Source organism: Rahnella perminowiae (assembly GCF_019049755.1).
Classification (GTDB): Bacteria; Pseudomonadota; Gammaproteobacteria; order Enterobacterales; family Enterobacteriaceae; genus Rahnella; species Rahnella perminowiae.
Genome location: NZ_JAFMOS010000563.1, coordinates 1 through 20146 on the forward strand (window position 1 = coordinate 1; position 20146 = coordinate 20146).

The 20146-nt window shown below is 51.6% G+C and carries 22 protein-coding genes and 1 riboswitch; of the genes, 14 read left to right on the forward strand and 8 right to left on the reverse strand.

Annotated features, from left to right (window positions below; all coding sequences use genetic code 11):
- Window positions 1-144 precede the first annotated feature (144 nt).
- Genes J1785_RS14720 through J1785_RS14730 form a run of 3 tightly spaced genes read left to right on the forward strand, consistent with a single transcriptional unit; the run spans window position 145 to window position 2085 of the window.
- Window positions 145-1152, forward strand: a complete 1008-nt coding sequence (locus tag J1785_RS14720; protein WP_238483227.1) for a diguanylate cyclase domain-containing protein — start codon at window positions 145-147, stop codon at window positions 1150-1152.
- Window positions 1153-1176: 24 nt separating this feature from the next.
- Window positions 1177-1530 (forward strand): hypothetical protein, encoded by a 354-nt coding sequence (locus J1785_RS14725; protein WP_129952078.1) that lies wholly within the window; start codon window positions 1177-1179, stop codon window positions 1528-1530.
- Window positions 1531-1563: 33 nt separating this feature from the next.
- On the forward strand, window positions 1564-2085 hold the full coding sequence (locus J1785_RS14730) for a cupin domain-containing protein (protein ID WP_129952077.1): 522 nt from the start codon (window positions 1564-1566) through the stop codon (window positions 2083-2085).
- Between the two features lie 39 nt (window positions 2086-2124).
- Here J1785_RS14730 and J1785_RS14735 read toward each other — a convergent pair whose 3' ends face one another.
- A complete protein-coding gene (locus J1785_RS14735) occupies window positions 2125-2370 on the reverse strand; it encodes a hypothetical protein (RefSeq protein WP_217156541.1) in 246 nt (81 codons plus the stop codon).
- A gap of 301 nt (window positions 2371-2671) precedes the next feature.
- Between J1785_RS14735 and J1785_RS14740 the strand changes: the two genes are divergently transcribed.
- The 4 genes from J1785_RS14740 (at window position 2672) to cspE (ending at window position 7413) form a co-directional block, all read left to right on the forward strand.
- Window positions 2672-4771, forward strand: coding sequence for a prolyl oligopeptidase family serine peptidase (locus J1785_RS14740; RefSeq protein WP_217219675.1), 2100 nt, complete (start codon window positions 2672-2674; stop codon window positions 4769-4771).
- Between the two features lie 190 nt (window positions 4772-4961).
- Window positions 4962-6092, forward strand: a complete 1131-nt coding sequence (locus tag J1785_RS14745) for an ABC transporter substrate-binding protein (RefSeq protein ID WP_129952074.1) — start codon at window positions 4962-4964, stop codon at window positions 6090-6092.
- Window positions 6093-6288: 196 nt separating this feature from the next.
- Window positions 6289-7026, forward strand: a complete 738-nt coding sequence (locus J1785_RS14750; protein WP_217139328.1) for a DUF2076 domain-containing protein — start codon at window positions 6289-6291, stop codon at window positions 7024-7026.
- 177 nt (window positions 7027-7203) lie between these two features.
- Window positions 7204-7413, forward strand: a complete 210-nt coding sequence (gene cspE / locus J1785_RS14755; protein ID WP_009636912.1) for a transcription antiterminator/RNA stability regulator CspE — start codon at window positions 7204-7206, stop codon at window positions 7411-7413.
- 66 nt (window positions 7414-7479) lie between these two features.
- Here the strand turns inward: cspE and J1785_RS14760 are convergent, their stop codons facing one another.
- The 3 genes from J1785_RS14760 to crcB all read right to left on the reverse strand — a co-directional run bounded on the left by J1785_RS14760 (window position 7480) and on the right by crcB (window position 10178).
- Complete coding sequence (locus J1785_RS14760; RefSeq protein WP_129952072.1) at window positions 7480-8667, reverse strand: multidrug effflux MFS transporter; 1188 nt, start codon at window positions 8665-8667, stop codon at window positions 7480-7482.
- A 9-nt stretch (window positions 8668-8676) separates the two neighbouring features.
- Window positions 8677-9333 carry a TetR family transcriptional regulator gene (locus J1785_RS14765; protein WP_205951551.1) on the reverse strand — a complete coding sequence of 219 codons (657 nt, stop codon included), beginning with the start codon at window positions 9331-9333 and terminating at the stop codon, window positions 8677-8679.
- A 461-nt stretch (window positions 9334-9794) separates the two neighbouring features.
- On the reverse strand, window positions 9795-10178 hold the full coding sequence (gene crcB / locus J1785_RS14770) for a fluoride efflux transporter CrcB (RefSeq protein ID WP_129952070.1): 384 nt from the start codon (window positions 10176-10178) through the stop codon (window positions 9795-9797).
- 66 nt (window positions 10179-10244) lie between these two features.
- A riboswitch (Fluoride riboswitch) is annotated at window positions 10245-10307 on the reverse strand.
- A gap of 83 nt (window positions 10308-10390) precedes the next feature.
- Between crcB and J1785_RS14775 the strand changes: the two genes are divergently transcribed.
- On the forward strand, window positions 10391-10813 hold the full coding sequence (locus tag J1785_RS14775; RefSeq protein WP_129990595.1) for a GNAT family N-acetyltransferase: 423 nt from the start codon (window positions 10391-10393) through the stop codon (window positions 10811-10813).
- Window positions 10814-10817: 4 nt separating this feature from the next.
- On the opposite strand, the gene J1785_RS14780 is transcribed toward J1785_RS14775, so the two are convergent.
- Entirely contained in the window at window positions 10818-12164 is a 1347-nt protein-coding gene (locus J1785_RS14780) for an aminotransferase class I/II-fold pyridoxal phosphate-dependent enzyme (protein WP_129990594.1), read from the reverse strand.
- Between the two features lie 209 nt (window positions 12165-12373).
- On the opposite strand from J1785_RS14780, the gene J1785_RS14785 reads away from it, so the two are divergent.
- From J1785_RS14785 to tatE, 6 genes are all read left to right on the forward strand, one after another.
- On the forward strand, window positions 12374-13330 hold the full coding sequence (locus J1785_RS14785; protein WP_336369475.1) for a substrate-binding domain-containing protein: 957 nt from the start codon (window positions 12374-12376) through the stop codon (window positions 13328-13330).
- Window positions 13331-13375: 45 nt separating this feature from the next.
- Window positions 13376-14170, forward strand: a complete 795-nt coding sequence (locus J1785_RS14790) for a deaminated glutathione amidase (protein ID WP_217157822.1) — start codon at window positions 13376-13378, stop codon at window positions 14168-14170.
- 194 nt (window positions 14171-14364) lie between these two features.
- Window positions 14365-15273 carry an ABC transporter substrate-binding protein gene (locus J1785_RS14795; RefSeq protein WP_129990592.1) on the forward strand — a complete coding sequence of 303 codons (909 nt, stop codon included), beginning with the start codon at window positions 14365-14367 and terminating at the stop codon, window positions 15271-15273.
- Entirely contained in the window at window positions 15270-16253 is a 984-nt protein-coding gene (locus J1785_RS14800) for an amino acid ABC transporter permease (protein ID WP_217219677.1), read from the forward strand. The genes J1785_RS14795 and J1785_RS14800 overlap by 4 nt, the downstream gene beginning before the upstream one ends.
- A complete protein-coding gene (locus J1785_RS14805) occupies window positions 16250-17047 on the forward strand; it encodes an amino acid ABC transporter ATP-binding protein (protein WP_129952063.1) in 798 nt (265 codons plus the stop codon). Before J1785_RS14800 ends, J1785_RS14805 begins: the two co-directional genes overlap by 4 nt.
- A 393-nt stretch (window positions 17048-17440) precedes the next feature.
- Window positions 17441-17647 carry a twin-arginine translocase subunit TatE gene (gene tatE / locus J1785_RS14810; RefSeq protein WP_129952062.1) on the forward strand — a complete coding sequence of 69 codons (207 nt, stop codon included), beginning with the start codon at window positions 17441-17443 and terminating at the stop codon, window positions 17645-17647.
- A 98-nt stretch (window positions 17648-17745) separates the two neighbouring features.
- On the opposite strand, the gene lipA is transcribed toward tatE, so the two are convergent.
- The 3 genes from lipA to ybeD all read right to left on the reverse strand — a co-directional run bounded on the left by lipA (window position 17746) and on the right by ybeD (window position 20098).
- The gene (gene lipA / locus J1785_RS14815; protein WP_013576503.1) at window positions 17746-18711 is read right to left on the reverse strand and encodes a lipoyl synthase; all 966 of its coding nucleotides are present in this window, start codon (window positions 18709-18711) and stop codon (window positions 17746-17748) included.
- Between the two features lie 366 nt (window positions 18712-19077).
- Window positions 19078-19761, reverse strand: a complete 684-nt coding sequence (gene lipB / locus J1785_RS14820) for a lipoyl(octanoyl) transferase LipB (protein ID WP_217219679.1) — start codon at window positions 19759-19761, stop codon at window positions 19078-19080.
- A 73-nt stretch (window positions 19762-19834) separates the two neighbouring features.
- Entirely contained in the window at window positions 19835-20098 is a 264-nt protein-coding gene (gene ybeD, locus J1785_RS14825) for a DUF493 family protein YbeD (protein ID WP_013576500.1), read from the reverse strand.
- Window positions 20099-20146: the final 48 nt, after the last annotated feature.

Consider the following 20146-nt stretch of genomic DNA (forward strand, 5'->3'; position numbering starts at 1 on the left):
CCGCTTTCAGTAGCTCTGAGATCAGTAACTCGACTAATATAAATAAAAATCAACTCAAGAGCCGTTTCCCGTATGCCATATTATTCTCCAGGTGAAAGTCTCGTTCGCGAGCGCTCAGAGCGCTTCTTGCGGCGAATGTACTTAATGCGGATACTTGGCACTTTTCTTTGCTTTTTTCCTGTATTTTCGGTGCTTCTTGAACGCAATGCATCCTGGATACCCATCAGCCTGCTGGCGCTGAATGCCTTTGTCTGGCCGCATATTGCCATGCTGATTGCACAGCGTTCAAATCATCCTAATCAGGCGGAATTCCGAAACCTGGCATTCGATGCCATCGCGGGAGGCGCCTGGGTGGCGCTGATGGGGGGTTGCCCGCTGCCGTCGGCCATTATTACGGCTATTCTCATCGCTGACCGCTTTTCCGCCGGTGGCTGGCAATTGCTGCGCCGCGCCGCGTTGTTTTATTGTGCTGGTTTTATTATCTGCTGGCCATTATCGGGAATGACGTTTTACTCCACCGTTACCAACCGGACGTTGTGGCTGACGTTGCCGCTTTCCACGATTTATATTATTGCTTTCAGTGCCGCCAATTATTCTATTTCCAGAAAGCTGCGGGATAAACAACACGAGCTGGAAAAAGCCGCCCTGATGGATCCTTTTCTCGGTTTGCCTAACCGGAGGCTACTCGACCGGCGGCTGATGCTGGAGTTTGAACGCGCAAAACATGATTTATCCTGCCTGATGGTGCTGGGCGTCGATGATTTGAAAATGGTGAATGATTTGTTCGGGCGTGAAGCGGGGGATTATGTTTTGCGCTCGGTATCAGCGATTTTACGTCAGGAAACCGGGCAAAATGATTTCCCGGCTATTCTGGGGGGTGACGAATTTGTGGTAATCCTGCCGGGTATTTCCGAAGAAGAAGCGTATGCCGTGGGTTACCGGTTATTACTCAAAACCTCAGAAATACGTTTATCGCAGGATTCAGGTTTCCAGTGCTCGCTGAGTATCGGCGTGGCGACATCCCGAAATTATGATGATTATAACCAGTGGCTGGAGGCTGCCGAACGGGCATTGGTGAATGTGAAACACAATGGCAAAAACAGTATTGGCAGCGTGAGCCGGACGGATGTCTCTGCTCAGCTACACTTATAACGTTAACGTTTTCCGGGATGAGTAATGAAAAAGATCACCATGATGTGGGTTGCCGCGGCAGTCGCTGCGGGTTTACTGGCAGGCTGTTCATCTATCGATAAACCGGTTGGCGATGCTCCCTATCGCCCGGCCAATTTTGACCCTTCCTTCACCCAGGGTGAGGCAAGTTACACAACGTCCGTCTTTTCAATCCTTGAACGTCAGCGCCGTGCGGACACTTATAAAAAGATTTTCGATTTTTGTACCGGCAAATTCCAGACAATGGGGGAGAGTAATGACGGTGAGAAGGTTCATATAAGATTTACCTGCTTGCCGAAACAGACTGTACAGACGCAAAACTCGTACTCCATGCAGCAGACGTCACCTTCGTTGTACTAAAAATGACTATCGGCAACTTTATCCGGAGATTTTATGCACAAGGAAAGACCTGATTTTATCCGACACTGGACCGAACTTGAAGGTCCTGACGACGGCAATTATCCCGGTGATGATGAACTGATGTCGCTGGGTGCCCCCCTTGGCAGAGCGCTTGGCCTGACGAAAATTGGCATTCATCACGAACGTTTGTTACCGGGACGTCGTACCTGTTACGCCCACGCGGAAAGTGCTGAAGATGAATTTGTGTATGTGCTGGAAGGGCATCCTGATGCGTGGATTAATGGTTATCTGCACCCGCTGAAACCGGGCGATGCTGTGGCATTTCCGCACGGTACCGGTATCTGCCACACCTTCATTAACAACAGCGATGAGGAAGTGCGCCTGCTGGTCGTCGGCGAGGCCAACAAGCCGGAAAATCGCATTTATTACCCGCTGAATCAGGAATATGAAGCGACGCGCAAAGACCGCTGGCGGGACGTACCGGAGCAGCAATTTGGTGATCATGACGGCCTGTCGGATTTGCATCGTGAGCAAAAGAAAAAACCGGTCAGTTGAATACCGGCTTTTCTCGTGAAGACGTGCTTTTAAGCCCATTTACTGAATGGAGAGCGATTGCCAGCGCTGCTGACAATACGGCATCATTCGGTGAATTTTCAGGCTCTGTGCCTGATGACGGTTCAGTGAATAGCCCTCCGGCGTAATTTCTAACGTGTCGCCGGTTTGCAGCTTAAAGTCATTATCAACGGACAAAATCAGCTTCAGGTTTTTAAAAGCCTGAATGCAGATATATTTCAACCCGCTCTGTGGGATATTCAGGATTCCTATGATTTTCCATTCCATACGCGCACTCCTTTTCTGTTACTGCCTGATTTTTCGTTTCCCTTTTCTACATCAGTTCCCTGTCATTTTTTGTCATCACAAGGTAATGATTTCTTTATAGGCGTTCCTGTTATTTCAATGCTTGAAGTGACTCACAAAAAAGGATTGCAGAAACTCCTGCAGATCGCAGAATGGATTATTTAAGAAAATAAACGCGATTTTCGGAAGGTTATTCCGAACCTGACAGAAACGTAAAAGACTTGAAATCACTATCCGAAAACAGGTATTTCTGAACTCTTTATAATTTTCAGGGCTGAATATTATGACAACCGGTTCAATCTTTCCCCCACAAGATGATTTCATCTGGCTCGAAGGTTTACGCAACGAGAAAGCGCTGGAATGGGCGCGTGAGCAAAATACCATCACACTGGCCGCCTTTACGCAGGGCAAAGATTTCGACCCGCTGCGGGAGAAAGTGCTGGCAGGCCTGAACTCACCGGACCAAATCCCCGGTGTGTGGAAATGTGGCAACGACTGGTACAACTTCTGGCAGGATGCGAAGAACCCGAAGGGCATCTTACGCAAGACCACGTTGGATGAATTCCGTAAAGCCGAACCGCAATGGGAAACCGTGCTGGATATTGATGCACTGGGTAAAACTGAAGGGAAAGAGTGGGTGTTTCACGGTTTCTGGAATTTGAAACCGGATTTTGACCGTGCACTTTTAGTGCTGTCTCCGGACGGGGGGGACGCCTCTGAAGTGCGTGAGTTTGATTTACTCACTCAGAATTTTGTGACGGACGGTTTTTATTTACCGGTCGCTAAAAGCCGCATCAGCTGGATTGACCGCGATCATTTATTTGTTGCCACCGATTTTGGTGAAGGTTCCATGACCGGTTCCGGATACCCGCGCATCGTTAAAATCTGGCAGCGCGGAACACCGCTTAGTGAAGCGGTCACCGTATTCAGTGCCGAAAAGACAGACATGATGGCGGTGGGGTATCGCGATGCCCTGAAAGGGTTTGAGCGCAATTATGTGGTGCGTGTCACTGACTTCTATCACCGCGAAGTCTTCCTGCTGGATGACCTTAAAAACTTAGTCAAAATCGACGTACCGGCGGATGCCAAATTCAGTACCTGGCGGGAGTGGATCCTGATCCAGCCTTCCAGTGAATGGCAGGTGAACGGTAAAAGCTGGCCATCCGGTTCGCTGCTGACCATGAATTTTGACGCCTTTATGGCGGGCGAACGCACGCTGAAACCGCTGTTTGTACCGGGTCCGCATATTGCTCTCAGTGGTGTTACGTCAACCCGTGACCAGCTCAACGGCTATTCCTACACCCGTGATCATATTATTCTCAGCATCACGCGGGATGTCGTCAACCGGCTTGAAGTGCTGACGCCGAAAGATGGCAGGTGGCAGCGTGAACCGTTCGGTAAAGTGCCGGAACTGAGCAAAATCAACGCGTGGGGCGTGGATGATGAGACCAATGAATATTTCATGAGTGTCAGTGGTTTCCTGCAACCGGCCAGTTTGTCACTCGGAAATCTCGATAACGGCGCAAACGTTGCAGCCGAACTGCTGAAACAAGATCCTTCGCATTTCGATGCCACCCGTTATCAGGTCAGCCAGCTTTTCGCGGTGTCCGACGACGGTACCCGCGTACCGTATTTTGTCATCTCGTCCAAAGACGTGGTGTATGACGGCAGAAATCCGACGCTGCTGTATGGCTACGGCGGTTTCGAGGTCTCACTTGAGCCGTATTATCTTGGCGTCAGTGGCGTGGCGTGGCTCGATCGCGGCGGCGTGTTTGTGGTGGCGAATATACGTGGCGGTGGTGAGTACGGACCGGAATGGCATAAAGCGGCGCTGAAAGAAAAACGTCTGCGCGCTTATGAAGATTTCGCGTCTGTGGCGAAGGCACTGATTGCCAGCAAAATCACCTCACCGGCCCACCTGGCGGCGCAAGGCGGCAGCAACGGCGGCTTGCTGGTTGGCAATATGCTGACGCGCTACCCGGAATTATTCGGGGCCATCGTGTGTGAAGTGGCGCTGCTGGATATGTACCGGTACACGCGAATCTCGGCAGGCGCGTCGTGGATTGCTGAATACGGCGACCCGCAGCAACCAGAAGAGTGGGCATTTATCCGCGAATTTTCGCCGTATCATAATATCGATCCGACAAAAAAATATCCGCCGGTATTGTTCTCAACAGCGACCAGTGATGACCGTGTCGGGCCTGACCATGCACGTAAAATGGCAGCGAAAATGCAGGCGCTGGGTATTCCGGATGTCTATTTTTACGAGAATACGGACGGCGGCCACAGTGCGGCGTCTGACAAAAAACAATCCGCGTTTAAACGGGCGATGGTGAGCGAATTCCTGCTGCACTTTATCGGCCGAGACAAAGCCGCCGGTTGATATAACCTGTGAGAGTCTGATGTAAAACGGGATGCCTTGCGGTATCCCGTTAATATTTCGACATGTTTTATCCCTTCATATCGGCTTTAAAAACGTTGCTCCTTCCACCTTTCCTTGTTTATTATTTCGGCCTGAATTGATAACAATTATCAAAATCATTTTTTATTCATTCTCATTTTCGGGTGATCGTATGTTAAAGAACACTGCACGTGTGCTGGCTGTTACCGGTCTGATGGCGACTTCCTTCGCCAGTTTTGCTACCACCTATCCGCTGACGGTCACGGATATGGCCGGCCAGAAAGTCATCATTGATAAAGCACCTCAGCGGATTATTTTGCAGGACGGACGCGATCTTCTGGCCCTGGCCGTGTTAGATAAAGCCAATCCTTTTCAGCATGTAGTGGCCTGGAATAATCTGCTGAAGAAAAGCGACAGTGGCACCTGGGATATGCTGAAAAGCAAATGGCCTGAATCGGCGAAAATTCTCGATATGGGATTCAATGATAAAGGGCAGGTGGATCTGGAAACAGTAATCGCTAAAAAACCGGATCTGATGATTGCGCAATTGCGGGCGAAAGATTCACTGGCTCAGGCGGGCGTACTGGATAAACTTGCCGCGCTGCATATCCCTGTGCTGTTTGTCGATTATGAATTGGATCCGGCAAAAAATACCGCGCCAAGTATTGAGCTGCTTGGCAAAGTGATGAATCAGGAAGACAATGCCCGCGCTTATACCACATTCTATAATCAACATTTCCAGGCTATTCAGAAAGCCGTCTCGGCGATTCAAACCAGGCCGCATGTCTTTATCGAGCCGATTGCCGGTCGTGACGACTCCTGCTGTTTCACCCACGGTAATGCAGGATGGGGAAAACTTATCCAGGCGGTAGGTGCCAGTAACATCGGCTCCAAACTGCTGCCCGGCGCATCAGGCACTGTTTCTCTGGAACAGGTGATCAGCATGAAGCCGGACGTTTACATCATGACCGGTTCGGCGCGTCCGAAAAGCGGTTCCGTGACGCACATTCTGCCGTTCGGCTACGGCGCAGATGAAGCGGATGTGGAGAAAGAGGCTAAAGTGTTGCTTTCACGCACCGGCGTGGCGCAAATCCCTGCAGTGAATGCGGGCCGTGTTTATGGTGTTTATCACCAGTTCTACAACCATCCGTATAATATTGTCGGCATGGAATACCTGGCGAAGTTTATTTATCCGCAACAGTTTAAAGATCTGGACCCGGCGAAGACTTACCACGACATCGTGCGTAACTATACTAACCTGCCGGATCAGGATTTCATCTTCGGCTGGACGCCGAAAAAGTAAGTACAGATATTTTCCCCGCCTGTGGCCTCACAGGCGGATTTTCAACCCCTCAGCGCGTTTTCCTCACTAACTTTACCTCCGTCACATTTGTTGACACTCCGTTAATTCATACAAAAATATAACTGTATTACTGTATCTGTATAACGCCGACTGGCGTCGTTTCTGACGCAGTGCGACACATCAACAAGGTGAATTTATGCAATCTGAAGAACAGCGTTTAATTGACGGGCTTTTTAGTCGCTTACAACAGGCTGAGTCCAGTACGGCACCGCGTGATGCGGAGGCTGAACGTGTGATTCAGGCTCATATCCGGCAGCAGCCGTCTGCCCCGTATTACATGGCGCAGGCGATGATTATTCAGGAAGCGGCGCTGACTAAACTGAATGCGCAGGTACAGGAACTGCAACAGCAGGTACAGCAGTTGCAACAACAGGCACAGACCGCTAAACCGCAAAGCACCGGTTTTCTGGCCGGCTTGTTTGGCGGTGGCTCGTCTCAGCCTGAACCGCAACGCCAGACGTCGCAGGGCAGTCAGCCCATTCCTGGTACGCAGGCGTGGGGAAACCCGCCTCAGCAACCGCAATATGCCTCACAGCCGCAACAGCAGGCACCGGCCGCACCGCAGCAACCGGGTTTTCTGGGCAGTGCATTGCGCACGGCGGCGGGCGTCGCGGGCGGGGTGGTGCTGGCAGATATGCTGACCGGTATGTTCCATCACAGCCAGCCGCAGGAAATCGTCAATATCATCGAAGAACCGCCGGTTCAGGATCTCAATCCGGCTGACAGCAGCTTCCTCGATAACAGTCAGAGTTTCGACAGCAATCAGCCTTCATGGGAAGATGCGTCGTTGCGTAATGATAATGCGGATCCCGGTTTCGGAAATGATGATTTCGACACTGATGATTTCAACAATGATGATGACTCATTTTTCTAACCGCTTGATGTCAGACGGCTATTAACGGCCCTTTTGGCAGCAGAAAAAAGTAACAGAAAGCGAAGAGTGAGAGGTTTATCGCTTATTGCCATCAGAATTCTGGACAAAAGTGAAATCTGTTGCTGTACTGTATTTGACACACGTTTTGTGTCCAACATTCACGTAAAGGTAAGTTTGATGTCTAAGATTAAAGGTAGCGTTAAGTGGTTCAATGAATCTAAAGGTTTTGGTTTCATTACCCCTGAAGATGGCAGCAAAGATGTTTTCGTTCATTTCTCTGCTATTTCCAGCAACGGTTTCAAAACCCTTGCTGAAGGCCAACGCGTAGAGTTCGAAATCACCAATGGTGCCAAAGGCCCGTCGGCTGCTAACGTTATCGCTATCTGACTTTAGCCGATTTATTAAAAAAACCCGCCGAAGCGGGTTTTTTTTTGTCCGTCATGCGTCAATACCTTACGCCGGTTTCCGCACCAGCATGACGAACATCACGATGGCAATCGCGTAGCAGCCGAGAATGGTCAGCCCCATCGATAATGCGGGCTGGCTGCCAAAACCTGTTACCGGTACGGCAATCGCCCCGAGTGCAAACATACACACCCCCAGCAGGGCAGACGCGCTGCCTGCATTTTTCCCCTGACTTTGCATCGCCAGCGATCCGGCATTCGGGCTGATAATCCCGATCACCATCACAGAGAAGAAAAGGGGCACCAGCAACAACACGAGTGGCGCATTCAGGCTGGCGGAAATCACCAGCGCCACAGAAGCCACTGCGGCGATGCACAAACCGGCTTTGACCAGCGCCATTTCGCCGAAGCGACGGCTCAGGCGGGTAGAGACCTGGGCGGAAATCACCAGACCGATGCCGTTAATCGCAAAGCACAGGCTGAACATCTGCGGGCTGAGATGGTAAATCTGTTGCAAAACAAAAGGTGATGCGCCGATATACGCGAACATTCCGGCCATAATAAAGCCCTGCGTCAGGCATAAACCCATAAACGGACGATGTTTCAGCAGGCCGAATACCGAGCCTAACAGACTGAAAATACCGCCCCGGGCACGGCGTTCGGGCAATAAGGTTTCATGCAGTTTTAGTGATGAGAAGCTGAACAGTAAGATGGCAATAAACGCCAGTACACCGAATATTCCCCGCCAGTTAACCCAGCTCAGCAATGCGCCGCCCAGTACCGGGGCGATGATCGGTGCCAGTCCGTTCACCAGCATCAGCAATGCAAAAAACCGTGTCAGTTCATGCCCGTTATACAAATCCCTTGCCACTGCGCGTGATAATACCGCGCCACCGGCTCCGGCGATGCCCTGTAACAGACGGGCGACAATCAGCTGATTGATATCCTGCGCCACCGCACACCAGACCGATGCAGCCAGCAATAAAGCCAGGGACCACAACAGCGGGCGCATACGACCATAACGGTCACTCAGCGGGCCGAACAGTAACTGACCGAAACCGAGGCCAAGTAAACCTGCGGTCAGGCTTAACTGTGCGCTGGCGGTGGACGTATTCAGATCGCCCGCCATTTCCGGCAATGCCGGTAAATATAAATCTGTACATAACGGCCCGAGTGCGGCGAGCGAGCCGAGAACAAGGGCATAACCGAGGCGTTTTTCGTGCAGGTGAGCGCTCATGGTAAAAGTTTATTCCCGTTTGCTGGTGGTAAAATCCGTTTCGAAGAGGCTCTGGAAGTAGCGATGGTATAAGGCTTCCAGAAGCTCAGCGTCGGCGTGAACAGTCGTCATACGACGAAAAGCAGTGCCTTCACAAATCACGGCTAAGGATTCGACTTTTGCTGTCATTTCAGCATCAGAAAATTGAGGAAAAGTGGCAGTGAGAAAAGATTTTGCTTCCTTAAACAGCTGCTTTTCGGAATCACGCCAGATTTTTTCCACAATCGGATTGCGGGTCGCTTCTGCAGCGACTTCCAGCATCAGGGCATGGTCAATTTCGGCCTGCTCTTTTTGTCCGGCGCACTGATCTTCTTTATACGGCGCGCTTAAATTGCCGATCCGCCGGTGCGCCAGGTTGTGGGCCACCTGTTGCAGATTGTGCGCGTTGCCGGTCATCAGCCGGATTTTCTTCATCACAATTCGCCGGACAATTTCTTCTATTATCGCGTCTTTATTGGCGAAATAGCGGTAAATCTGTCCCACACTGAGCTGCGACGTTTTCGCTATTTCAGCCATACCTGCGGCGTGGAAACCATGCTTGCGAAAGCACAGACGTGCAGCGGCAATGATCTGGTCGCGTCGTGCGCTGATGCGCGCATCTTTAGTGCATTGTGGTGGGGGATGCATGAGATATCCGGTCATTTGGCTGATGTGGATTGTGAACGATCATTCTCAAGTATAGGGAATAGAGAGAGGCAGGTAAATATTTGTATTATGAATGGGGTAAAAAGCGGTTTTTATTTCTGCGCTATTAAGCACAATATAGACATGAAAACGGCGCCATCAGGAAGAAAGCGCCGTTTACGGAAAGAGATAAAGCTGCGGGCTACGCGGGGCTGTTAAGCAAAGTATGCCTGCAAAAATGCCACCACAGTCAGCACACAGAGGGCTACAGTCAGGAATTCAGAAGATGTTTTTGGAACAGAAAACATGTCATGCCTCAAAGGTAAACCAGGTTGAACTGACACTATTATCTGCAGATAAGATGAAGGAAACATTAAGATACGCGCGTGAGGAGATGGACCGCCATCACAGATTTATCACAGCGATGCCTCTTGTCATAAAAAAGGCATCGCCGGAAGATAGGATTAGTGCGCGCTGAACCAGCTGACCAGCATAAACGCCAGTAATGTCATGGCCAGTGAACCGGCCATGTTCAGCGCCATGTTCAGCAGCGCGGCACCGAAGCGGCCCTCCTGAAGCATGTAGACCACTTCCAGCGAGAAGGTGGAGAAGGTTGTCAGGCCGCCACAGAAACCGGTGGTGATCAGCAGCTTCCAGACAGGGTCGATATGGGTCAGGCGGGTGAAAATTGCGATGCCCAGGCCAATGATAAAGGCACCGACCAGATTCACGGTCAGGGTGCCGGCGGGCAGTACCGGACTCATGCCGTTCATTTTGAGACTGACATACCAACGCACAACGCTGCCTGTACCACCGCCAATAAAGACTGCAAGTAAGGTGCTAAACATAGTAATACCTTAAAAAATAAATGAAATTCAGAAAGGTCCGGGCACAACGCTACGAACCTCTCGCGAGATTGCGCAGACATCATCAGCCGGTAAAGGCGGTTTGGGAGGAATGTCATCTCCCCGGTACAGAGTCGTGAAGGCGCTCAGTTTACATCGTGTTATGACGCTTGTGTAGCCGTGTTTCCGTAACAGTTTTTTAAAGAGAAAATACCATGTTGATCAGAGAAGGTACCGTGCAGGATGCGCCGGTTCTGGCGCAATTACTGGGGGATTTGGATTATCCCAATACGTCTGAAGCGATAGCAGAGCGTGTGGCAAAAATGGCCGTCAACCCGGACAGTCGTCTGTTAGTGGCCGAGAAAGAAGGCAAAGCGGTCGGCTTTATTTCGTTACATTTCATCCCGCAAATTGCGCTGGCCGGAGAATTTTGCCGTATCAGCTATTTGTGTGTCAGCGATCATGCACGTGGCGGCGGTATCGGCCAGAAATTGCTGGATGAGGCCGAACGTCTGGCAGCAGAGCGGGGCTGTGACCGGATGGAGGTTCACAGCCATACCCGCCGCGTACGGGCCCACACTTTTTATGCGCGGGCACAGTACGAGGAATCACCGAAGTATTTGCTCAAAAAACTCTGAGCAATCAGGCATCCAGCGCCAGCACGATAGCGTCGGCGATCAAATCAACCTGCTCAGGTTTCACCTGACTGGTGCTGATACGGATAAATTGCCCCGGCCCGATGCGGCTGCGCTCACCGGGCAGAACTGCAATACCGCGCGCGGCCAGGGTCACCAGCGCAAACTGTTCTGATGGCACCGGGATCCACAGCGCCAGCCCGTCTCGGTCGGGGATATTCACGCCGCGCATGCGCAATGCATCGGACATGGCTTTGCGACGTTCCGCATACACTGTTTTAGCATGCGTAATTCCTTGCTGCGTTTTCGGATCGTTAATCAGCCACGCCAGCGCTTCCTGCAAAATACGGCTCGACCAGCCGGCACCAAAATTGCGGAATGATTTGATTTGCCTGATTAAATCATGTGAACCCGAGATAACCGCCAGCCGTAAATCCGGCCCGTAGGCTTTGGAATAAGAACGGACATGCACCGTGCGGTCCGGTAGCTTGCTGCCCATACTCAGCGGCGCATAACGCGACAACTGGCCGATACCGTCATCTTCAATAATCAGCGTGTTACTTTGGCTGAGGATATCGGCCAGCGCAGCATAACGTTCTGCGTTAATTGCGTGGCCGCAATGTGAATGGGTGCGTGGCTGAAAAATAAAAGCGGAAGGATTTTTCAGCAACGCCTGGCTGAGTGACTCCGGTATGGGCCCGAATTCGTCGCACTTCACCGCAATTACCTGTGCGCCCAGATTATCCAGCATATCCAGCAGTCGTGTGGCGGTCGGATCTTCAATCGCGACAACTGACCCCTGCATCAGCAGGGTTTGCAGCGTCAGATTCATCCCATCAAATCCGCCATCCGCCGCCATAAAAGCGGGGGCGTCATAGGGCCAGTCCTGCCGCGCGGCTTTAAGCAGCGACGGCGCAATAGCCTCACGCTGATAGCTGTTCAGATTGCCGGCACCCACACCGTGCTGCATGGCTTCGTGCAGGTCAGGTAACAGTGCCGGATCCGGCGACGACAGGGCCAGATCCGCAATAATATGCTCACCGAAATTACCGATTTTTTCAAAGCGTGCCGGTCTGGGTGACAGCATATCGCCACACACCCAGACGCCGTTGCGTCCGCGTCCGGCGATCACTTTCTGACGTCGTAACTGACCCCAGGCGGCAGAAACCGTGGCCGGACTGACTCCCAGCGCCTGCGCGAGTTCACGCACGGCGGGAAGATGCGAACCAATCTCGATCACACCGGAACGGATCATCGCCGCGGTTTCAAGCGCAATACCCCGCATGGAACGATCCTGTAATTGTGTCGCTAACCATTCTGCATCCAGCGTTTTTTCGAGAGCGTTTTCTGCCATTTTTATGCCTTTTGTTCAGTAACAAAGATTCTATTGTACATATTAATTTATGCCATTAGTATCAAACTTAGCCAACGGAGGCGATAAAATAATCACATTGCCGCAAAGATAAGGGCCTTCGTAAAAAATTTGGTGTGTTTCCGGGAAGGTTTGTAAACGCACCGTTGTTTTTCTGCATATCAACCATGCTGACACTTAAGGGGAAAGATGTGACGATTACCATCAGGCTGGCAGTTCGTGACTGGGATTATTTTACGCCGCTGGCATTAGGCGATCTTAAACCGGAAGGGTTTAATCTTGAGATAGACCGCGTGGGGACGCTGGTTGATAACCTGGGCAGCAGCGACAAATACGATGCGGGTGAAGTGTCTTTCAGTCGTTATGCACAAGGGCGTGCGCGGGGCGAATCTGATTTGCTGGCGATACCGCATTTCCTGATGCGTGGATTCCGCCAGCGCTGCATCATCACCCGCGAAGACAGCCCGTTGACCGAACTTTCGCAACTGGCCGGTAAACGTATTGGCCTGACCGGCTGGCAGGATTCCGGCAATACCTGGACCCGTACATTGCTGGCACGGGAAGGTGTGGGCATTGAAGATGCGAACTGGTATGTCGGCCGTCTGACCGAAGCGCACCCGATTGTCGACCGTCTGGCCGGTTTTGGCCGCGAAGGACGCATTGAAGCCGTTCCGCAAGAGCGTCCTTTGATGGCGTTATTACAGGAAGGCTGGCTGGATGCGGTATTTACACCGTTTATGCCTGAGGGCTTTTTCAAGCCTGATTCCGGTTTCCGTCAGTTCCAGCCGGATTTCCGTGCCGCTGAACTGGCCTATTTCAACCGCGTCGGGTATATCCCCGGTATCCACCTGCTGGCGGTCAAACCTGCGCTGGCCGAAGAGCATCCGTGGTTGCCGCAGGCACTGAGCGACATCATTAACCGTTCTTATGAAATCTGGATGGATAAGCGCGCAAAATACGCCGATACCACGCCATGGCTGCTGGATGATTTACGCCGCACCGTGGCCGATTTACCTGCGGACTGGAATGCAAACGGTTACGCCGCCAATGAAAAGATGATTGATGATTTTGCGCAGGAATTATATGCACAGGGGCTGAGTGCTAAGCGCCTGACGCCGCGAGATTTGTTCCCGAACTTTGCTCAGTAACACTTAACCGATCGCTTTGACCCATGAGCGACAGGGGAGTCAAAAATGAAAGTTGCATTAGGTCAGTTTGCCGTTTCCCGTGAATGGGAAGCGAATGTCGAAACTTGTCTTTCGCTGATGGCGAAATCGCTGGAAGCGGGGGTGGATTTGCTGGTGCTGCCGGAAGGCATTCTGGCGCGCGATATTACCGATCCGGATTTGGTTTTAAAAGCGGCACAACCTCTTGATGGTCCGTTTGTCAGCCAGATGCTGGCGGCCAGCAGGGGGAATCAGATGACCACCATGATGAGTGTCCATACGCCCGCACCGGATGGCCGTGCTTATAATGTGCTGATTTCCCTGCGGAATGGCGAAATTATTTCTGAATACAGAAAGCTGCATCTTTATGATGCGTTCTCTTCTCAGGAATCTAAAAACGTCACCGCAGGCGACGAAGTGCCGCCGCTGGTGAATGTCGCCGGGTTTACTGTCGGCCTGATGACCTGCTATGACGTGCGTTTTCCGGAGCTGGCACGTCGCCTGGTGCTTGATGGAGCCGACGTACTGGTGCTGCCCGCCGCATGGGTGAAAGGCCCGCTGAAAGAAATGCATTGGGAAATACTGGTCACGGCACGTGCACTGGAAAATACCACCTATATGGTGGCGGTGGGTGAATGCGGCGAGCGCAATATTGGCAACAGCATGGTCGTCGATCCGCTGGGTGTGGCGATTGCCCGCGCCGCCGAAGCCCCGGCACTGGTATTTGCTGAACTGGATAAAGATCGTCTGGCTCATGCCCGAAAAGTATTACCAGTGCTGGCAAACCGCCGTTTTGGTTTACCGCAACTGCGTAACGACTAACGCTGTGTGGCCGGTCCTCAACGGCTGCCTCAGATTTCATGCAGTACCGCGCCCTCACCAGGGAACGCGTTTATTTCTTATATCAGTCACCATAAATAGAAACACCCGGAAAGCTGCCACGGAAGGTAACCACTCTAAAATACACAACATTCATAAACTCACAGACCGACTTTTAACACAGAGGAAATAAAAGAATGATGGCAAAACAACTCCGTCAGGCTGCTGTACTGACTGCTGCATTACTTTCCGTATCTTCGATAAATGCCTTTGCTGCTGAAAATGTGACAATCCCGGCTCAGACGATGGATCCGGCGATCCATGCAAAATTACCTGCGGATATTCAGAAGTCAGGCGTGATGACCTCTGTGAACAATGGCTCATTCCCTCCGTATGAGATTGTGACCGGTGCCAATGGCCTGGATGGTGCGAGTGCGGATCTGGCGCACGCGCTGGCACAAGTGATGGGTGTAAAAATAGAGCATGCTTCCGTGAGCGGTTTATCCGGCATCCTCAGTGGCATGGCCGCAGGGCGCTACCAGATGGGTATCGGCCCGATTGGCGATTATCCTGACCGTCAGGCAAAAAATGATTTCATTGATTTCGTCAAAGAATACGTTGTTTTCGGCGTGCGCAAAGGTAACCCGGAAAACATCAGTTCCCTCGATGATACCTGCGGTAAACGCATTGCCGTGATGGCGGGCGGTTCTGCTGAACAGGTGATCCGTAAGCAGTCTGACGTGTGCGTTAAAGACGGTAAACCGGCGGTGACAGTACAGTCATTTGCCGATCAGCCAACGTCGATTCTGGCGGTTCGTTCTAACCGTTCCGACGCATTCTTCTCTTCTCAGGCACCGCTGACCTATTTTGTGGAAAAAGCCAACGGCCAGCTTGAACTGACCGGTACCGGCAAATCAAATGGCTTTGGCGATATCTTCCAGGGGACGGTCGTTGCCAAAGATTCACCGGTTCGTGACGCGATCCTCGCCGGTTATCAAAAACTGTTCGACAACGGCACGTATGCCATCATCATGAAAAAATGGGGCCTGGAAGGCAATATGATCCCGGCACCGGGTATTAACCTGGCAAAGGCGCAGCCTAAATGACTGATAAAACGTATAGTTCAACACCGGCAGTCAGGGACGACTATACGCAGGATCCGCGACGCAACGTTGAGTTTTCCCACGCCCCGCGTCATTACGGCCGCTGGGTGGCCTGGATAGTGGTGCTGCTGATTGCCGCTGACGTGATCTGGGCGGTTTCGCACAACCAGAACTTCGAATGGCATGTGGTGGCGCAATGGTTCACGGAAGGTTCGGTGCTCAAAGGCCTGGGCGTCACGCTCGGCCTTACTGTGGTGTCGATGCTGCTCGGAGTGTTCATCGGCCTGATGCTGGCCATTGCCCGTCTTTCTGACAGCATATTGCTCAGGAAATTAGCGGGGCTGTATATCTGGTTCTTCCGCGGTACGCCGCTGCTGGTGCAGTTATTGTTCTGGTACAACATGTCGACATTGTTCCCGCGTGTGGTGTTGGGGATCCCGTTTGGTCCGCAATATCTGAGCTGGAATACGAATGATCTGATCACCCCGCTGACTGCTGCCATTGCCGGTCTGGCGCTGAATGAGGCGGCTTATATGGCAGAAATCATTCGGGCAGGTTTGCTGTCAGTCGATAACGGTCAGGCGGAAACCGCACAGGCATTTGGCATGAGTCGTGGCCGTGCGCTGCGCCGGATCATTATTCCTCAGGCCATGCGGTCGATTATTCCGCCGACCGGTAACCAGCTCATCAGTATGATTAAAGCGACATCGCTGGTCAGCGTTATTGCCATGGGGGATTTGCTGTATTCCGTGCAAACTGTCTACAACCGTACCTTTGAAGTGGTACCTATGCTGATGGTGGCAGTGATTTGGTATCTGTTTATCACGTCATTGCTCAATCTTGGGCAGTCTGCAATTGAACGCTATTATTCCCGCGGCACACGCCGGACATTGCCTAACGTCAAACGTCGTCAAAGCAATGCGGAAGAAAAAACCGCGCCGATCATCAGTACACCGGACATGGTCCGGAAGGAGGATTTATGAGTCAATTACACGCTGACACACAGTCGTCCGGACAAGCATCACTGGTGATCGCCCGTAACGTGCATAAAAGTTATGGTGATAACGAAGTGCTGAAGGGAATCGATCTTGATGTGAAACCCGGCGAAGTGGTGGTGATCCTCGGGCCGTCGGGCTCGGGTAAATCCACCTTTCTGCGCTGTATAAATCATCTGGAAGATATCGATCGCGGTTCCATTATGGTAGGCGGTGAGCAAATAGGTTATGAACTGCGCGGGGACCGTCTGCATAAATTGCCTGAACGGGCAATTGCGCGGCAGCGCCGGGATATCGGCATGGTATTCCAGCAATTCAATCTTTATCCGCACATGACTGTGTTGCAAAATATCATTGAAGCACCGGTGGGTGTGCATAAAGAAAGCCGCCATGAAGCGGAGAAATATGCGCATGAGTTGCTGCAAAAAGTCGGCCTGAGCGATAAAGCCAATGCTTATCCGCGCCATCTTTCCGGCGGTCAGCAACAGCGTGTGGCTATAGCCCGTGCGCTGGCGGTGAAACCTAAACTGATGCTGTTCGATGAACCGACGTCAGCGCTCGACCCTGAACTGGTCGGCGAAGTTCTGGCCACTATGCGGGATCTGGCCATGCAGGGGCTGACGATGATAGTGGTGACGCATGAGATTGGCTTTGCGAAAGAGGCAGCAGACCGCGTAGTGTTTATGGATCGCGGGGTTGTCGTTGAGCAGGGGGCCGCGGAAGATGTCCTGGTCAGTCCGAAACATCAGCGGACACAGGCGTTCCTGAGCCGCTTTATCTGACCGGTAAGGCGGGCTGAAGCCGGGAGTGCAGACCGTTATTCTGCAATTTCCACCCGGTTTCGTCCGTTTTACGCAATGCAGTCCGCAGTGATGAATACCGCTAAGCCGGATGGTATGAAGCGTTTTCCGCATGGATTTTCATTGCAGGTGGTAAGCCGGAGGGATCATCGGGTCGAAAACAAACATGCCGGGGGAGAGGGTTGCCCGGTAAATAAAAACAGAAATACTTTATGAGCGTACTGTTCACGCTCATAATAGCTCACTCTGGTCACTATGCGCACAGTTCTGGATCCGTTCTGTTACATTTTCGGGTTGTATTAACGTCGCGAATGGCCGTTAATAACGGCATATAGCTATTGCTGTTTTCCAGCACTCAGTGTTAAGAAGGTATGTATGGAAGGTCTAAGTATTACTAAATTGTTGGTGGTCGGCGTGCTGATCGTTTTGTTGTTCGGTACCAGCAAACTCCGTTCTCTGGGCGGCGACCTGGGCGCGGCACTGCGTGGCTTCAAGAAAGCCATGAATGATGATCCTGCTCCCGCTTCTGCTGAAAAAACCGCAGAAGAGAAGCCTGCTGAACGTGTTGAGCATAAAGACTGAGTCTTCAGAGCGACAGTTCCCGGCCCTTTAGCCAAACGAAAAAGGTTGTTCTTGCGAACAACCTTTTTGTTTTTGTCAGACAAAGAAGTTACGAGATGTTACTTAACTTCTAATCCTTTCGCTTGCAGATCGGCGTGGTAAGAAGAACGCACGAACGGACCGCATGCCGCATGGGTGAAGCCCATTTCCATCGCCGCTTCTTTCATCTGATCAAACTCTTCAGGGCTGACATAACGCTGCACCGGCAGATGATGACGGCTTGGCTGTAAATACTGGCCGAGTGTCAGCATCGTCACGCCATGACGACGCAGGTCGCGCATCACTTCGATGATTTCTTCATTCGTTTCGCCCAGGCCGACCATCAGTCCTGATTTAGTGGGTATTTCAGGATGTGCTTCTTTAAAACGTTGCAGCAGCGTCAGTGACCACTCGTAGTTTGCGCCCGGACGAACCTGACGGTAAACACGCGGCACATTTTCCAGATTGTGGTTAAACACATCAGGCGGGCTTGCATTAAGGATTTCCAGCGCACGATCCATACGGCCACGGAAATCCGGCACCAGAGTTTCGATTTTGATGGTTGGGTTTTTCGCGCGGATAGCCGTAATACAATCTGCAAAGTGCTGAGCCCCGCCGTCGCGCAGATCATCACGGTCAACGGAGGTGATGACTACATAACGCAGACCCATATCAGAAATGGTCTGCGCCAGTTTTTCCGGTTCGTTAGTATCCGGAGCTGTCGGGCGACCATGTGCCACATCACAGAACGGGCAGCGACGGGTACAAATGGCACCGAGGATCATGAATGTTGCGGTACCGTGGTTGAAGCACTCGGAAAGGTTAGGGCAGGCCGCTTCTTCACAAACAGAATGCAGGCCATTTTTGCGCAGTGCTGATTTAATGCCCTGAATTTTCGTTGAGTCGGCTGGCAGTTTGATTTTCATCCATGCCGGCTTACGTAACATTTCCTGCCGGTCACTGACCACGGTTTTCACCGGAATTAACGCCATCTTATCTGCATCGCGGTATTTGACACCGCGTTCCATCTGAATCGGTTTACTCATAATCTTGCAGCTTCCAGGTTTGTCACTCGTTACCCGAGTTTTTTCAGGACATTCAATGAACTGGCTGATTCATCAAAAAAAGTAGAAATAATGCGGAAATTATATCATTGAAGCATCTCTTCGTTCAGCCCTTCGTCATGGCCGGAAGTGCTAAATAGTGCAATTTTTTAACTTTAAAGAAGAAGTGGTCTCGATGAAATCACTTTTTATCGCATTTAGTCTTTTGAAAAGACTGATTATTTTAACGATTCATTGCGAGGGCTGAGACGGTGTTAATAGTGTGTAAATATTTTCCCGCGCGCCTGATAAATCCCGGAAACGCGAGGTATGCGGGAAAAGATTAACGCCGGGGGCAACGGCCAAAAATCACTGCGCTGAAGAGGCATAATGTTCAACCTGCCAGGGCAGGTAATCAACCTGCAGGTAATCAAGACGATGGTTAAAACATTTCACCAGAACAGGCATCACCTGATCGACCGTCAGCCCCGGCTTCTCGAGGCTCGCCTGCGTCATTTCAAGGCCGGCGTAACCACAGGGGTTGATGCGACGGAAAGGCTCGAGATCCATATCAATATTTAATGCCAGACCGTGTAACGAACATCCTTTGCGGATCCGTAATCCCAGCGAACAAATCTTTTTACCCCCGACATATACACCCGGTGCATCCGCGCGCGGGTAAGCTTCAATGGAGAAATGCGCCAGCGTATCGACTACCGTTTGTTCAATCGCCGTCACCAGCTGACGAACACCCAGTTTTTTGCGTTTCAAATCCACCATCACGTACATCACCTGCTGACCGGGACCGTGATACGTCACCTGGCCGCCACGGTCGCTCTGGATAACCGGAATATCACCGGGCATCAGGACATGTTCGGCTTTGCCAGCCTGCCCCTGCGTAAATACACGGGGATGCTGAACCAGCCAGATCTCATCAAGCGAGTCGGCGTTGCGGTGTTCCGTAAAATGGTGCATGGCCAGAGAAACCGGCTCATAGGGCTGAAGGCCAAGCTGGCGCAGTACGATACGTTCTTGCGAATTTTGTGGTTGCACGGCAGTTATCGTCAATCAAGAGGGGGAAAAACGCGCGACAGTGTGGCTCCCGCGCGGATCGGTCAGAAAGGGCTTACAGCACCATGCGGACAATTTCGATATTGCCCAGCTCATCGTACAGGGTTTCGACCTGATCGATGTGAGTCGCAGTTATCGTAATTGAAACGGAGTGGTAATTCCCTTTACTGCTCGGTTTTACCTGAGGATTGTAATCGCCAGGCGCATGGCGTTGCACGACTTCCACAACCTGGTCTACCAGCTCGGGTTGTGCCAGGCCCATTACTTTGTAGGTAAAGGGACAAGGGAATTCGAGCAGTTCGTTCAGTTTGGTTTTCATGTGCACTCCAGCGTGTTGTACAGCGTATTAAGTTTTATCTCTCAAAGT